This window comes from Collinsella sp. TF10-11AT (genome assembly GCF_003437565.1).
Taxonomy (GTDB): Bacteria; Actinomycetota; Coriobacteriia; order Coriobacteriales; family Coriobacteriaceae; genus Collinsella.
Map to the genome: position 1 here is coordinate 97416 of NZ_QSQW01000007.1, position 15099 is coordinate 112514.

A 15099-nucleotide genomic window follows, 5' to 3' on the forward strand; every position below is an offset into this window, starting at 1 on the left:
CGATGCTTTCCGTCTACAACATCAACGTCTGGTACGGCGCCATCCACGCCATCAAGGACATCTCCTTTAACGTCAACGAGGGCGAGATCGTGGCCCTGATCGGTGCGAACGGTGCCGGCAAGTCCACAACGCTCAAGACGGTCTCGGGCCTGCTGCGCTCTAAGACCGGCTCCATCAAGTTTATGGGCGAGGACATTACCCATACGCCCGCTGATAAGCTGGTTGGTAAGGGCCTGGCTCAGGTTCCCGAGGGACGTCGCGCCTTTTTGCAGATGACGGTCGAGGAGAACCTGGAGATGGGTGCCTATACGCAGCCCAAGTCCACGGTGGCTCCGGGCCTGGAGCGCGTCTACGAGCAGTTCCCGCGCCTGAAGGAACGTCGTCGCCAGGTCGCCGGCACCCTTTCAGGCGGCGAGCAGCAGATGCTCGTTATGGGGCGCGCCCTTATGAGTAACCCCAAACTGCTCATGCTTGACGAGCCTTCCATGGGCCTGGCGCCGATTCTGATTGAGCAGATCTTCCAGATTGTCGAGGACCTGCACAAGGCCGGCACCACGGTGCTTCTGGTCGAGCAGAACGCGCAGATGGCGCTCTCGATCGCCACGCGTGGCTACGTGCTCGAGACCGGCAAGATCACCATGACCGGCACCGGCCAAGAGCTCCTGCACGACGATAACGTGCGTAAAGCCTACCTGGGCGGTTAACTAGTTACGCGGTTTTACCAAACCGCGTAACGGCTCGACGCTGCAAGCCCGCCAGAGCGGCAATCTGCCTTTCAACTTCGGCGGCATGACCAGAAGGTCAATGCCGCCTCGTTTCAAGGCACCTTGCTCGCTCTGGCGGGTTTTCGCTGTCGTTGCCAAAACATCGACGTTGTGGCAGATGCCAACGACTATTCCCTTTAAGTTGCGGTGGAATAGGGACTAAATGGGAGCCTCAGAGGTCAAAAGAGTCCTTATTCCACCGCAACTTCATGGGGGTGTGTGACAATGCCCGTCGGAAAACATCTGCTGTCTTTGGGGGTCTATCTATGCTGTACGAGTTTTGTGCCGAGAACTTTGAGCGTGTGCCGGCGGCTATCGATGCCGGTGCTAAGCGCATCGAGTTGTGCGACAACCTTGCCGTTGGTGGCACTACGCCCTCGGCCGGCGTTATCAGCACTACGGTCAGCTATGCTCACGAGCATGACGCGCGAGTGATGTGCATGATTCGCCCGCGTGGCGGTGACTTTCACTACAATCAGGACGAGCTGCGCATGATGGAGATGGACTTGGGTCTTGCCGTGAGCGCCGGCGTTGACGGCCTGGTCTTTGGCTGCTGCAAGCCCTGTGCCGGCGGCTGGGCGCTCGACGAGCTCACCCTCGGCGCCCTCGTGATGGCTACGGGCTGCGCGACCGAGGAGTGCAAGCGCGGGGTCATCGATATCACCTTCCACATGGCCTTTGACCAGCTCTCGCTCGAGGCTCAGCTCGATGCCATTGACACACTCGCCGACTGCGGCATCACGCGCATCCTGACGCATGGTGGTGCTGCCGGAACGCCGATCGAGGACAACCTGGAGCACCTGTCGCGTCTTGTCGAGTATGCGGGCGACCGCCTGACCATTCTTCCCGGTGGCGGCATTTCCACGGCCAATCGCGATACCGTGGCGGCGGCACTGGGCGTCTCCGAACTCCATGGCACCAAGATCGTGCCGCTGGAGGTATAACCCGTGGCGCTGGTATTTGACGTCCAGCAGGCGAGCGGTAAGCCCGACGATAATCGTCGCCCTGGCACCGCGTGCCCCTTTTGTGACACGGAGGGGCTCGCCAACATCATCCAGCGCGATGGTGACTGCATCTGGCTCGAGAATAGGTTCAAGACCTTGCGCGCCACCCGTCAAACCGTGTTGATTGAATCGGCAGATCACGATGCCGACTTGGTGACCTATGAGCCGGATGAACTCCACCATGTGATGCGGTTTGCTCTGGGCTGTTGGCAGCAGATGATCGATTCCCAGCAGTACCGCAGTGTACTCATGTATAAGAACAAAGGTCCGCTTTCGGGCGGCAGCCTCGTCCATCCACACATGCAGATTGTGGGCTTGGAACAGGAGGACGGCTATGCGGCGCTGACCTTAGCCAACTTTGAAGGCATCGCTGTCTGGCAGCAGGGGAGAATCTCGGTCAACATCTCAACCGAACCGATTATGGGATTCTTTGAGGTCAACGTCTCGGCTCCACAGGGAATCGCCGCCAGCGACGACGCCCGCGACCAAGCCGAAGCGGACCTGTTTGCCGATGCGATTCAGGTGGCCCTGCGCTATATCCTGCACGAGCACCACGGCGGCCGCGCGGAGTCGTACAACTTGTTCTTCTACCACATGGACGGCCGGACCATTGCCAAGGCGCTTCCGCGTTGGGTGGTTTCGCCCTACTTTGTCGGCTATCGTTTGGCCCAGGTTAATGCCGAGACCACGCTCGATATCGATGCTGATCGCCTGCGTGCGCATCTGGAAACGCTCGTATAGCAAGACTAACACCCGCGTAACGCGGACGGTCTAGCGTCCCATGGCGTCGCGGCCGGCCTCGACGCGCTTGCGTTGGGCGGCGCGCTCCTCGCCGGTCAGTCGCTCAAAGAGATGTCCGATAACCGAGGCGAGCACCTGCTGAAACAGCGTTCCGCACATGACGGGAAACACGACTTCGCCTGGAAAGTACTGCGTGGCGATGACGGCGCCCGAAGAGATGTTACGCATGCCGCAGGTAAAGCACATGGTGGTCGTCTCGCTATACGGCAGGTGCAACGCACGGGCGACCAGAAAACCGACGACAAAGCCGCTGATGGCGAAGACCAAAATAAAGAGGGCGACTTCCAAGCGCTCAACATTCATGTGCAACACGTACTCGCTCATGGCGGTGGAGTTGGACGCGATGACCCCCATCATCATGAACTTGCAGGCGGGCGAAAGCGCGGGGGAGAGTTTCTCATGTCCCCATCCGCGCGTGAGCTCGTTGATCACGATGCCGAACACGGCAGGGATGGCGATCATAAAGGCCGTGTTCTGCATCATGCCCGGAACATCGATTGCGACGGTGGCACCCAGCAGGAGCTTCAGCGTGAGCGGAATCGTCACGGGCGAGATGACCGAGGACGTCAGGATGATGGTGAGCGCGAGCGGGCCGTTGCCGCCGAACATGCTAATCCACATAAAGGCGGTGACTGCCACGGGTACGCTGTACTCGAGCGCGATGCCGCAGACAAGGTTTGGGTTGGAACCAAAGAACAGTGAGCTCATGGCATACGCCGCGATGGGGATGAGCACGGCCGAGACAAATAACGCCAAAATCAAATGTAGGGGACGGCGGAACACCTCGGCCACCTGGTGAAAGGTGTTGCTGAGCGCACCTTGGAACGTCATAAAGGCAAACAGGGCGGGAACGATGGGCTTGAGCACGCCGATCTGCCGGGGAAAGAGCACGCCGAGCGTCACGCAAATCGGAACGATGACCTGCATGTGCCCCGCAAGAAACTTGCCCAGTCCAACCCATTGCTTCATATGCTCTTGTGACTCCCTTTGCTCGTGAATCCGTTTTGAATGGATATGCTAGACGCTCGCATGCGTCCGTGCGTCAGAAACGCTCGATTATTTCGAGGGTATTACCGCCCTCGTTTATCGAAACCGCGGCGTGCTGGACGTTGTGCGTCCGCGCTGCACGGTATAATAAATCCGTTCAACAGATCTGCCTGCCGAAGCGGGTATACACAGAGGACTCATCGCTATGAACCGTGAGAGGTATCGCGGCGACCTGCCCCTATCGGGGGTGGGCGCCTATGTCATCGCTTAAGACGACGCATCGCTGGGCAGTCGCTCGGCAAAACCCCGAGCTCGAAAAGGAGCTTTCGGCTGGCCTGGGCATACCCGGGCTGGTGGCGCGCATTATGGTTGCGCACGGCATAACATCCATCGAGGAAGGCCAGCTGTTTTTGACGCCTTCGCTCGATCGCGACTGGGCCGACCCACTCATTATTCCGGGCATGGCGGTCGTTGCCGACCGCGTCGAGCGCGCTATTCGCAACCACGAGCACATCGCGGTCTTTGGCGATTTTGACGTCGACGGCATTACGTCGACTTGTCTGTTGACCGAGGCGCTACGTTCGTTTGGCGCCAACGTCACGCCGTTTATTCCGCATCGCTTTGACGAGGGCTACGGCCTGTCGCGTGCGGCGCTCGACCGCGTCAACGAGCTCGCCCAACCCAACCTGATCGTGACCGTCGATAACGGCATTGCCGCCAAGGAGGAGGTCTCCTATCTGGAGAGCCTGGGGATCGATTTGGTGGTCACGGACCATCACGAGCCGTCCGACCAGGTGCCGCAGGGCGTGCCCCTGACCGACCCCAAGCTCGAGGACGAGGGTCCCTCGCGCGAGCTTGCCGGTGCCGGTGTGGCGCTCAAGCTGGTGCAGGTCCTGGGCGAGCGTTTGGGCAAGCCGTCGTATTGGCGTTCGCTGATCGAGGTCGCGGCGCTGGGCACCGTGTCCGACATGATGCCGCTCACGCCCGAGAATCGCGCACTGGTCGCCGAGGGCATCCAACAGATGCGCGTGACGGCCCGTCCCGGCTATATCGCGCTTGCCGCACTTGCCAAGGCCGACCTTTCTACCATTACGGCCGACGGCCTGTCGTTTTCGCTCATCCCTCGTCTGAATGCTGCCGGCCGCATGGCTGATCCCAAGCTGGCGCTCGACCTGCTGCTTGCCCGCGATCCTATCGAGGCAAGTGCACTGGCAGCCGAGCTCGAGGAAATCAACCGTCAGCGCCGCGAGATCGAGGCGGAGCTCACACGCGACGCCATGGCAAAGGTCGAGGAGACCTATGACGGCGGTCGCGCAATCGTCGTGGGTGGCGAGGGCTGGCACGAGGGCGTCAAGGGTATCGTAGCGAGCCGCCTGACCAACCGTTATCACGTGCCGGCGCTGCTCTTCTCGATTGAGGACGGCGTTGCGCGCGGATCGGGTCGCTCGGTGGGCAAGGTCAACCTGTTCGACGCCGTCGAGCGTTGTTCCGACCTGCTGATTCGTCGCGGCGGACATGCCGGTGCGGTGGGTGTGACCATCGAGGCATCCAAGCTCGATGAGTTCCGCCGCCGCCTTTCCGCCGTGCTATCGGAGCTTCCCGCCGAGGACTTTGAAGACACCGACGAGGTCGCCGCCACCGTCGACCTTTCCGAGCTGAATATCGAGACCATCGAGCAGATCTCCCGTCTTGAGCCGTTTGGCCAGGGCAACAAGGTGCCGCTGCTGGCTGCCGAGGGCGTGACGATGTGCGACCGCGCCGTGGTGGGCAAAACCGGCGAGCACATGCGCTTTGTGGCGACCGATGGCGCCGCGAGTGTGCCGGCCATTATGTTCCGCGTGCCGCAAATCGATAAGCTCATCAACTGCGATAGCGCTGTCGACTTGGTGTTCGAGGCCGTTGCCGAGCATTGGCAGGGGCGTGTGAAGCCCAAGCTCATGATCAAGGATGTTCTGGTCCGCGATACCACGCTGCCCAGCGTCGACGATCCGGCATGCGAGCTTCGTCGTGGCGTGCAGCCGGCGGATTCCGGCCTGCGCCTGGAGTCGCGTAAGCGCGAGACGCTCGCCCAGCTTTCCTATACCGAGCTCACGCGCTCGCTTATCCATAGCTTTATCGGATCGAACCAGCCGCACCGCGCGCAGGTTGAGGCGCTCGATGCCTTGGCCGACCACCAGAGCGTCTTGGCCGTTATGGGAACGGGCCGCGGCAAGTCTCTCATCTTCCATGTACATGCTGCGCGCGAGGCTGTCCTTCGCGGACGTGCGAGCATCTTTGTCTATCCGCTGCGTGCGCTTGTTGCCGACCAGGCCTATCACCTCTCGTCGACGATGGCAGCGCTTGGCATTGGCGTTGGCGTGCTGACCGGCGAGACCGTGGAGGCCGCACGCGATGATGTGTTCGCCGGCCTAGCTTCGGGCCGCACCGGTATCGTGCTCACGACGCCCGAGTTCCTATCTATCCACCGTGACCGCTTCGCGCGTTCGGGCCGCATCGGCTTTGTCGTTATCGATGAGGCGCACCACGCCGGCCTTGCCAAGGGCGGCGACCGCAGCGCCTATCTCGACATGCCCGATATCCTCAAAGCCCTGGGCGACCCGGTTGTTATGGCTGCGACGGCCACCGCGACGGCTCCGGTCGTGGCCGAGCTTGCCCGCATGCTGCCGATTACTCGCACGGTGGTCGACGAGACGGTGCGCGAGAACCTGCAGCTCGAGGACGACCGCGACCTTGCGAGCCGCGAGAATCGTTTGGTGTCGATCGTGGCGACGGGGGAGAAGACCGTCATTTACGTCAATTCGCGCGACCAGTCCGTGGCGCTCGCCAAGACGTTGCGCAAACGCGTGCCAGACTGTGCGACCCATATCGCGTTCTATAACGCCGGGCTCGCGCGTTCCGATCGCCGCCGCGTAGAGGAAGCGTTTCGTGACGGAAACCTCAGTTGCATCGTTTCGACCTCTGCCTTTGGTGAGGGCGTGAACTTGCCCGATATCCGCCATGTCGTGCTCTACCACATGCCCTTTGGCGCCATCGAGTTCAACCAGATGAGCGGACGCGCCGGTCGCGACGGCCAACCTGCCGTGATTCACCTGCTCTATTCGTCGCGTGACGCTCGCATTAACGAGCGCCTACTCGACTGTTACGCGCCCGAGCGCGATGAGCTTGTCACGCTCTATCGAGCGCTGCAGACCATGTGGCGCTCCAACCGTGGCAAGACGGGGGACGATTCATTCTGCGCAAGCGATATCGACATTGCGCAGATGTGCCTTGCCATCGATGCTCGCACGCCGGTCGACGAGCGCTCGGTGGAAAGCGGCCTGGGAATCTTCGAAGAGCTCGGTTTCTGTCGCGTTTCGGGGTTTGACGATACGCGTCGCATCGCGATGGCCGAAAACCCTGGCCGCGTGCAATTGAGCAGGTCAATTCGCTATTTGGAGGGCTTGCGCTCGCGCATGGAGTTCTCGGCTTTCCGGAGCTGGGCGCTCGATTCGTGCGCTTCTGATATGCTAGCCAAAGTTAACCGCCCGATCGTACCGCGGGCCTAGGGGAAGGGGACCTCGATGGATGCCGCAGCCCGTACCGCCCATGATTCCACCCTCCAGCCGTTTTCGGAGATGGAGCACTATAAGCATGCCGATGAGCTGCCGCCCGAGATTATGGCGGACAGCTACGACAAGCTAGAGCGCCTGTGCCTCAAATATATGAATGAGGACGACTTCTCTAAGGTGGAGCAGGCCTATTGCTTTGCTGCCGAGAAGCACTGCAACCAAAAGCGCCGCTCGGGTGAGATGTACATCAACCATCCCGTCGAGGTGGCCATCATTTTGGCCGATCTCAAGATGGACTGCGATGTGGTGTGCGCCGCGCTGTTGCACGATACCGTCGAGGATACCGAGACCTCGCTTGCCGATGTTTCCGGCCTGTTTGGCGATACGGTGGCCGAGCTCGTCGATGGCGTGACCAAGCTCACCAACATCGAAGTCGACAGCATGGACGAGAAGCAGGCCCTCACGCTGCGCAAGATGTTCCTTGCCATGTCCAAGGACATCCGCGTCATTATCGTCAAGCTTGCCGACCGCCTGCATAACATGCGTACGCTGGCGGCCCTTCGCGAGGACCGTCGCCTGTTTAAGGCCCGCGAGACCATGGACGTATACGCGCCCTTGGCCGACCGTCTGGGCATGAGCTCTATCAAGTGGGAACTCGAGGACCTGTCCTTCTTTTACCTGGAGCCCGATGCCTACCAGCGCATCTCGCGCATGGTAGCCGAGTCGCGCGAGGTTCGCGAGCGCTATCTGGCCGAGACTATCAAGACGCTCACCGATGAGCTCAACCGCATTGGCCTGGAGGGCTTTCAGATCAACGGCCGTTCCAAGCACTATTGGTCTATCTATCAAAAGATGAAGCGCAAGGGCAAGGAGTTCTCCGAGATTTACGACCTGGTGGCGCTGCGCGTCATCACCCATTCGGTGCGCGATTGCTATTCCACGCTCGGTGCGGTGCATACGCTGTGGCACCCCATGCCCGGTCGCTTTAAAGACTATATCGCCATGCCCAAGGTCAATAACTACCAATCGCTTCACACGACGGTTATCGGACCCACGGCTCGTCCGCTCGAGATTCAGATTCGAACCTACGAGATGCATGAGCAGGCCGAGTACGGCATTGCCGCCCACTGGCTGTATAAGAAATCGGGCGGATCGTCTGCGTCTAAGACCAATGATGCCCAGCGTCTGGATGACCAGATTAACTGGCTCAAACATTCGCTCGATTGGGCTGCGTCTGATGAGATCACCGACGCCAAGGAATACCTGCATTCGCTGAAGGTCGACCTCTTCGATCAGGAGATTTTCGTCTTTACGCCCAAGGGCGAGGTCATGGCGCTTCGTGCCGGCTCCACGCCGCTCGACTTTGCCTACGCCGTTCACACCGAGGTGGGAAACCACTGCGTCGGCGCTAAGATCAACGGTGCGGTGGCCCCGCTCACGCACGAGATCAAGACGGGCGACCGTGTCGAGATTCTGACCAACAAGAGTTCCAAGCCGTCGCGTGATTGGCTCAAGATCGTTAAGACACCTTCCGCCAAGTCAAAGATCCGCCGTTACTTCGCCGCCGCGACCAAGGACGACGACGCTGCCGCCGGCCGCGATATACTGGCTAAGGACCTGCGCAAGCGCGGATATGGCATCTCTACGCCACGATCCACGCGTGCGCTCAACGCCGTGGCGGAGCAGTTTAACTATAAGCAGCTCGAGGACCTGTTTGCCGCCGTTGGTGCGGGCAAAGTCGCCCCACGTGCCGTTGGCAATAAGGTCGAGCAAATCTTGGACCCCAAACCCGAGGAACAGCTCACCAAGGCCGAGGCTATCGCCGAGGTCGTCAAGCAGCCTGCCCGCGGCTCCAACCGCAAGCCGCAAAAGCGCGGCAAGAGCGCCAGCAACGGCATTATCGTCAAGGGCGAGAGCAACAGCGGCCTGCTGGTCCGTCTGGCCCATTGCTGCAACCCCGTGACGGGCGACGACATCGTCGGCTTCATCACGCGCGGTCGTGGCGTTTCGGTGCATCGCGCCAACTGCCCCAACGTCAAGGGTCTTATGGAGCATCCCGAGCGCATGATCGATGTGGAATGGGACGGCGCTGCCGACACCCTCTTCCAGGTCGAGATCGTGGTCGAGTGCCTGGACCGCATGGGCCTGCTCAAGGATGTCACCATTGCCATTGGCGATGCGGGTGGCAATATCCTTTCTGCCGCCACGTCGACCAACCGCGAGGGTATTGCAACCCTGCGCTTTATGGTCGAGATCTCGGACGCGAGTGGTCTGGATCCGCTGCTGGCCTCTATCAGCAGCGTTGACTCGGTCTACGACGCGCGTCGCTTGATGCCCGGCGAGGGTGGAGCCCAGCTTAAGCGCCGCGTTTAGTCGCGACGAACGTGCCATATTATCGATATTCGCCACACTCGAGGCATCGTTTGATGCCTCGAGTTCTATAGAGAGGAGAGGGACATGAGTGCTGTGTCCTTGGATTTAACTCCCAAGGGATCGGTCGAGATCGAGACGCTCGTAAACGGTCCCATTCAGACCAATAGCTATGCTGTCATTTCGGACAATGAGTGCGTGATTATCGACCCCGCATGGGAAGGCGAGCGCTTGGTGGAGCATATTCGAGCCGAACACCCCGATGTGCAGGTGCTCGGCGCCGTTTGCACGCACGGTCACGCCGACCATGTTGGCGGTGTCGCTGGAGTTCGGGCCGCCGTTGGCGCCGACGTCCTGTACGAGCTGTGTGGCAAGGACGCAGCAGTGCCGCATGCGAATATCGAGGAGCAGCGAGCGATGTGGGGCATCGAGACGCCCGATCCAGGTGAGCCGACGCGGCTGCTTGCCGAGGGCGACACCATTGAGCTGGGCGACATTTGCCTGCAGGTAATTGAGGTGCCCGGGCACACACCGGGCGGCATCGTTCTGTTCGCCGCCACTGAGCAGGGGAACATTGCCTTTGTGGGCGACACGCTATTCCCGGGTGGGCATGGCCGCACCGATCTTTCTGGAGGAGACGAGGCGGCGATCCTGCGCTCGCTCTCCAAGCTCGCCCAGCTTCTCCCGCCCGATACCGTTTGCCTAACCGGCCATGGCGATTCGACCACCATGGCACGCGAGCTCATGCAGAGCCCTTTCATGCAGATGTAGCTTAATAGTCGGCTTTTGAAGCACGAGAAGCGTCCAAACGTCAAGCTATTTTTCCCCAACGGGTCGATTTCGTAGGGCAAACGGTCAAAAAAGTCTGTTTGGACGATATTCGTGAACAAACGAACGTTTATGCTCGGGTGCGCCGTGGTAAAATCTCAGGCGTTATCGGAGCAACCTTACAGGAGGTTTCTTTTATGCTCGTCAACGCAGCAGACATGCTCAAGAAGGCCGAGGCCGGCAAGTACGGTCTTGGTGCCTTCAACACCAACAACCTCGAGTGGACCCTGGCTATTCTCCAGGCCGCCGAGGAGGCCAAGTCTCCGCTGATCCTTCAGTGCACCGCTGGTGCCGCTAAGTGGATGGGCGGTTTCAAGGTCTGCGCCGACATGGTCAAGGCTGCCGTCGAGGCCACGGGCGTTACCGTTCCCGTCGCCCTTCACCTCGATCACGGTTCTTACGAAGACTGCTTCAAGTGCATCGAGGCCGGCTTCACGTCCATCATGTATGACGGCTCTCACGAGGAGACCTTCCAGCTTAACCTCGACCGCACCAAGGAGCTCGTTGAGCTTGCCCACTCCAAGGGCATGTCCATCGAGGCCGAGGTCGGTGGCATCGGCGGCACCGAGGACGGCGTGACCTCCAGCGGCGAGCTCGCTGATCCTGCTGAGTGCAAGCAGATCGCTGACCTGGGCGTCGACTTCCTCGCCTGCGGCATCGGCAACATCCACGGCGTGTACCCCGCCGACTGGGCTGGTCTTTCCTTCGAGCGTCTGGGCGAGATTAAGGCCCAGACCGGTGACCTGCCCCTCGTTCTGCACGGTGGCACCGGCATCCCCGAGGATCAGATCAAGAAGGCCATCTCCCTGGGCATCTCCAAGATCAACGTCAACACTGACCTGCAGCTCGTCTTCGCCAAGGGCGTCCGCGAGTACATCGAGGCTGGCAAGGATCAGCAGGGCAAGGGCTTTGACCCCCGCAAGCTCCTCAAGCCTGGTCGCGACAACATCGTTGCCCGCACCAAGGAGCTCATGGAGGAGTTTGGCTCCGTCAACAAGGCGTAAGTAGCGGTTTAACTTCCCGCCGGAGGCCCCGTTTCCCCTACGCTGTTTCCCTCGCGCTCACCTGGCTTTGCCAGAAGTCGCGCGACGGAATCAGCTCCGGGGAAACGGGGCCTCCTTTGTTAACTCGCTACAGGGTTACTGGGCTGAATTAAAATGGCTACTGGCTTCGCCAGAAGTCGCGCCAAGGAAACGGTTCCGGGGGACGGGGCTTCCTTCGTTTAACGCCGCAGGCTTACAAGTCTGAATTCATTTTTAGAGGTACCGTTTATCGGTGTTGAGAGCTCCTTTATTGGGGCTTTCTTTTTTATCTCGCTACAATGTGCTTCAAGAGTTCTAATGACTTGGAGTTTGGTATGGCTGTTATTGATGTACTGCCTTCGGATGAGAAGGTTATTGACGAGGGCCCTGTTGGTTGCTCTGTCGATGTTTGCTGTGATGATTTTCGCCATCTCGATATTGGGCTAACGCCTGAGATTCTTCGTCTTAAGGATGCCGGATATTTGACGCAGGCTGTTGCTGCCTGCGATCGCCTTTTGGAGCAGAACCCTGAGCCTTCGCTGGCTGCTTGTGTTCGTGCAGAGCGGTATCGCATGCTCGAGACGCCGCTTCATTTTTCGGTGTCGCGTGATCGGGCCATTGCGATGATTCGCGAGGAGTGGCCTGAGTTTACCGAAGAGCAGTTCGATGACCTGATTAATCGTAAGCGTATTGACTGGCGCTTTATCGATGGCGAGCTGTTTGTTCTCGATAACTTCCTCGATTCACTTCGCGTGTACCCCAAGGAGGTCCCGGGTCTGCGTCCCGATTCTACGGATGGAATTGCGCTGCGCAACCAGATGCTCGAGGAGATGGAGTCGCGGGGCGGGCTGTCTCGCGCCATCACGCTTAAGGCATGCGTGTCTGTCCCCGGTGCTTTGGAGGGAGAGACTGTTCGCGCGTGGCTTCCCGTTGCCGCCGCCTGCCGCCAGCAATCTCAGGTCGAGATGCTTGATATGACGCCGGAGGGGGCCGTTGCTCCTGCGAGCGCCTCGGCGCGTACTGCCTCGTGGGTCTCCTTGACTGATCGCTCGTTCTCAGTGACCTATCGCTATCAAATCGATGCCGCTTATCGCGATATCTATGGGGGTGCGCTTCCGGCGCATCCGTGTATGGACGCGCCGCTGCCCGAGGACACCTCCGAGGACCGTCCGCACATTGAGTTCACGCCATATTTACAACAACTGACCGAACATGTCGTTGACGGGCTCGAGGATCCGCTCGATCGCGCCCGTGCTATCTATGATTACCTGACACAGCATATCGACTATCGCTATCAGCCACCGTACCTGCTTTTGGGATCTATTGCCGACGACTGCGCACACTCGCTCCGCGGCGATTGCGGCGTTATGGCGCTCACGTTTATCACCATGTGCCGCATCGCGGGCGTTCCTGCCCGTTGGCAGAGCGGCCTGTATGTTGCGCCCGATTCGGTGGGACCGCACGACTGGGCCGAGTTCTATACACCCCAGACCGGTTGGCTTAACGCCGACGTATCGTTTGGTTCCTCCGCACGCAGGATGGGGGAGGAGTGGCGTCGTCGTCACTACTTTGGCAATCTCGACCCGTGGCGTATGGTGGCCAACGATCGATTCCAGGCTGAGTTTGTGCCTGCTTTCGACGGCATGCGCGAGGATCCCTACGACAACCAGATGGGCGAAGCCTCGGTTAACGGACGCGGGTGCCGCCAGCGTGAGATGCTCCGTTCGGTCGAACTCATCGAAATGCTCGAAGTTCCATTTTCGGACTAATCAACAGAAAGCTGTGATAAACTAACTCACGCATTACGTGCCCGAGTGGCGGAATTGGCAGACGCAGTGGACTCAAAATCCACCGTTGGCAACAACGTGCGAGTTCGAGTCTCGCCTCGGGCACCATACATGCACCTGCGCTTCAAGGGGGTTGCGGCCCCCTTTTTCGTGTACGTAATGTGATAACGCGCGGTACGTGTTATTATTCGCAAGGCGTTGTTCCCGCAATGCCCTAAAGAGGAACCTGAGGGTTCCCACCTTTTGGCGCCAATGAGCAGCTGACTGGTCATACAACTTAGATTCCCTTCCTCATACCGAGGATGTCTATGTGTACGACCTGGTTGCAAAGAAGCGCCGGGTTATTTTTTTATGAATGGAGGTAGGGAAAATAGCTAAGTCTGATGACACCCGCATCAACGACGAGATCACTGCATCTTCGTGCCGTTTGATTGGCGTCGATGGCTCTCAGCTCGGCCTGTTCGCCATCCGCGATGCCCAGCGCGTCGCCGACGATCAGGGTCTCGACCTGGTCGAGATCGCTCCCAACGCGGAGCCGCCGGTCTGCAAGGTCATGGACTACGGTAAGTTCAAGTACCAGCAGGCCATGAAGGCCAAGGCCGCTCGTAAGAACCAGTCCAAGGTCGAGGTCAAGGAAATGAAGTTCCGACCCAAGATCGACGTTGGCGACTACGAGACCAAGAAGGGCCACGTTCTGCGTTTCCTCAAGAAGGGCGCACGCGTTAAGATCACCATCATGTTCCGCGGCCGTGAGATGGCTCACCCGGAGCGGGGTCTTAACGTTCTCGAGCGTCTCGCCGAGGATCTCAAGCCTTACGCTACGGTCGAGTCCAAGCCTAAGATGGAAGGCCGTAACATGCTTATGCTGCTCGCCCCGATTAAGGGCGCCTTCGATGAGGATAAAGCGGCAAGCGATACCAAGTAACTAGTGTTCTGTAACCGATTAAGGAGTATTTCATGCCTAAGATGAAGTCCCACAGCGGCACCAAGAAGCGTTTCCGCAAGACTGGTACCGGCAAGCTTATGCGCGCCAAGGCTTTCAAGAGCCACATCCTGAGCAAGAAGTCCACCAAGCGTAAGCGTGGCTTCCGTCAGGAGACCGAGATTGCCGCTGCCGACCGCAAGGTCATCAAGTCGCGTCTCGCCTAAGTTCGCGTTCCCATTTTTCGTTTTACCGTCTAGGAGTTGATAGAACATGGCACGTATTAAGCGCGCTGTTGCCGCCAAGAAGAAGCGCCGTACCGTTATGCACCGTGCGAAGGGTTACTACGGTGCCGCTTCGCGTACTTACAAGCATGCTAAAGAGCAGGTCCAGCACTCCCTGCAGTATCAGTATCGTGATCGCCGCAACAAGAAGCGCGAGATCCGCTCTCTCTGGATCACCCGTATCAACGCTGCTGCTCGCCTGAACGACATCTCTTACTCTCAGTTCATGCACGGCCTGAAGGTTGCCGGCATCGAGCTCGACCGCAAGGTCCTGGCTCAAATGGCTTACGAGGACATCGAGTCCTTCAACGAGCTGGCTACCATCGCCAAGAAGGCTCTCGAGGCCTAATTGATTCTCTTGAATCGCTAGGGGAGTGTCGCGCTGTGCGCGGCGCTCCCTCTTTTTATCTAAAGCGCTGGTTTATTTAGCAAAAGCGCGGGTAGATAGACAGTTACAGGTGACCGATCTTTATATATCTCTAAACCGAAGGGTCATCATCTGATACGTGCAGTATTTCTGCACCAGCCTTTCTATTTCTTATATAGGAAGCGATACATTGTGTAGGACTTGTGAAGAGTGGAATTGACGTCCCACATCGCTTCGCGGTCTGGCAATATATCTCCTTGCCGCGCGGCCCGGTCGGACCGGATCAGCCGCCAGGCGTGCACCTTGAGAACCGGATACTGCGAGGATGGACACTTACGAGTGTCGCATCCGGGCAGACATCGAACCATTTGAAATGGTCTAACTTGGATTTGTTTTTCGCAAGGCCGCCGAGAGG

The 15099-nt window shown here is 59.3% G+C and carries 12 protein-coding genes and 1 tRNA gene; 12 read left to right on the forward strand and 1 reads right to left on the reverse strand.

All coding sequences use genetic code 11. The features are described 5' to 3' along the window. Positions 1–2: 2 nt before the first annotated feature. The 3 genes from DXC99_RS06395 (at position 3) to DXC99_RS06405 (ending at position 2509) form a co-directional block, all read left to right on the forward strand. Complete coding sequence (locus DXC99_RS06395; protein ID WP_035137222.1) at positions 3–704, forward strand: ABC transporter ATP-binding protein; 702 nt, start codon at positions 3–5, stop codon at positions 702–704. A gap of 326 nt (positions 705–1030) precedes the next feature. Beyond that, positions 1031–1708, forward strand: a complete 678-nt coding sequence (locus DXC99_RS06400) for a copper homeostasis protein CutC (protein WP_117582915.1) — start codon at positions 1031–1033, stop codon at positions 1706–1708. Positions 1709–1711: 3 nt separating this feature from the next. Then, positions 1712–2509, forward strand: a complete 798-nt coding sequence (locus DXC99_RS06405) for a DUF4931 domain-containing protein (RefSeq protein WP_117582916.1) — start codon at positions 1712–1714, stop codon at positions 2507–2509. Positions 2510–2539: 30 nt separating this feature from the next. On the opposite strand, the gene DXC99_RS06410 is transcribed toward DXC99_RS06405, so the two are convergent. Beyond that, positions 2540–3538, reverse strand: a complete 999-nt coding sequence (locus tag DXC99_RS06410; protein WP_117582917.1) for a bile acid:sodium symporter family protein — start codon at positions 3536–3538, stop codon at positions 2540–2542. Positions 3539–3813: 275 nt separating this feature from the next. On the opposite strand from DXC99_RS06410, the gene recJ reads away from it, so the two are divergent. From recJ to rplT, 9 genes are all read left to right on the forward strand, one after another. After that, the gene (recJ, locus tag DXC99_RS06415) at positions 3814–7101 is read left to right on the forward strand and encodes a single-stranded-DNA-specific exonuclease RecJ (RefSeq protein ID WP_117582918.1); all 3288 of its coding nucleotides are present in this window, start codon (positions 3814–3816) and stop codon (positions 7099–7101) included. A gap of 15 nt (positions 7102–7116) precedes the next feature. Then, a complete protein-coding gene (locus DXC99_RS06420; RefSeq protein WP_117582919.1) occupies positions 7117–9477 on the forward strand; it encodes a bifunctional (p)ppGpp synthetase/guanosine-3',5'-bis(diphosphate) 3'-pyrophosphohydrolase in 2361 nt (786 codons plus the stop codon). An 84-nt stretch (positions 9478–9561) separates the two neighbouring features. Continuing rightward, a complete protein-coding gene (locus DXC99_RS06425) occupies positions 9562–10245 on the forward strand; it encodes an MBL fold metallo-hydrolase (protein ID WP_117629661.1) in 684 nt (227 codons plus the stop codon). Positions 10246–10439: 194 nt separating this feature from the next. After that, positions 10440–11306, forward strand: a complete 867-nt coding sequence (gene fba, locus DXC99_RS06430; RefSeq protein ID WP_035137086.1) for a class II fructose-1,6-bisphosphate aldolase — start codon at positions 10440–10442, stop codon at positions 11304–11306. Positions 11307–11659: 353 nt separating this feature from the next. Further along, complete coding sequence (locus DXC99_RS06435) at positions 11660–13093, forward strand: transglutaminase-like domain-containing protein (protein WP_117582921.1); 1434 nt, start codon at positions 11660–11662, stop codon at positions 13091–13093. Between the two features lie 39 nt (positions 13094–13132). Then, positions 13133–13219 (forward strand) — tRNA-Leu (locus tag DXC99_RS06440). Positions 13220–13466: 247 nt separating this feature from the next. After that, the gene (gene infC, locus DXC99_RS06445; RefSeq protein WP_117629662.1) at positions 13467–14036 is read left to right on the forward strand and encodes a translation initiation factor IF-3; all 570 of its coding nucleotides are present in this window, start codon (positions 13467–13469) and stop codon (positions 14034–14036) included. A 32-nt stretch (positions 14037–14068) separates the two neighbouring features. Beyond that, entirely contained in the window at positions 14069–14260 is a 192-nt protein-coding gene (gene rpmI / locus DXC99_RS06450) for a 50S ribosomal protein L35 (RefSeq protein WP_006234422.1), read from the forward strand. A gap of 46 nt (positions 14261–14306) precedes the next feature. Further along, a complete protein-coding gene (gene rplT, locus DXC99_RS06455; protein WP_006234421.1) occupies positions 14307–14666 on the forward strand; it encodes a 50S ribosomal protein L20 in 360 nt (119 codons plus the stop codon). Positions 14667–15099: the final 433 nt, after the last annotated feature.

Bases quoted from the DNA above. Each gene is read 5' to 3' on its own strand.
- DXC99_RS06395 (WP_035137222.1), top strand. From the start codon at position 3: ATGCTTTCCGTCTACAACATCAACGTCTGGTACGGCGCCATCCACGCC.
- DXC99_RS06400 (WP_117582915.1), top strand. From the start codon at position 1,031: ATGCTGTACGAGTTTTGTGCCGAGAACTTTGAGCGTGTGCCGGCGGCT.
- DXC99_RS06410 (WP_117582917.1), bottom strand. From the start codon at position 3,538: ATGAAGCAATGGGTTGGACTGGGCAAGTTTCTTGCGGGGCACATGCAG.
- recJ (WP_117582918.1), top strand. From the start codon at position 3,814: ATGTCATCGCTTAAGACGACGCATCGCTGGGCAGTCGCTCGGCAAAAC.
- DXC99_RS06420 (WP_117582919.1), top strand. From the start codon at position 7,117: ATGGATGCCGCAGCCCGTACCGCCCATGATTCCACCCTCCAGCCGTTT.
- DXC99_RS06425 (WP_117629661.1), top strand. From the start codon at position 9,562: ATGAGTGCTGTGTCCTTGGATTTAACTCCCAAGGGATCGGTCGAGATC.
- fba (WP_035137086.1), top strand. From the start codon at position 10,440: ATGCTCGTCAACGCAGCAGACATGCTCAAGAAGGCCGAGGCCGGCAAG.
- DXC99_RS06435 (WP_117582921.1), top strand. From the start codon at position 11,660: ATGGCTGTTATTGATGTACTGCCTTCGGATGAGAAGGTTATTGACGAG.
- infC (WP_117629662.1), top strand. From the start codon at position 13,467: ATGGAGGTAGGGAAAATAGCTAAGTCTGATGACACCCGCATCAACGAC.
- rpmI (WP_006234422.1), top strand. From the start codon at position 14,069: ATGCCTAAGATGAAGTCCCACAGCGGCACCAAGAAGCGTTTCCGCAAG.
- rplT (WP_006234421.1), top strand. From the start codon at position 14,307: ATGGCACGTATTAAGCGCGCTGTTGCCGCCAAGAAGAAGCGCCGTACC.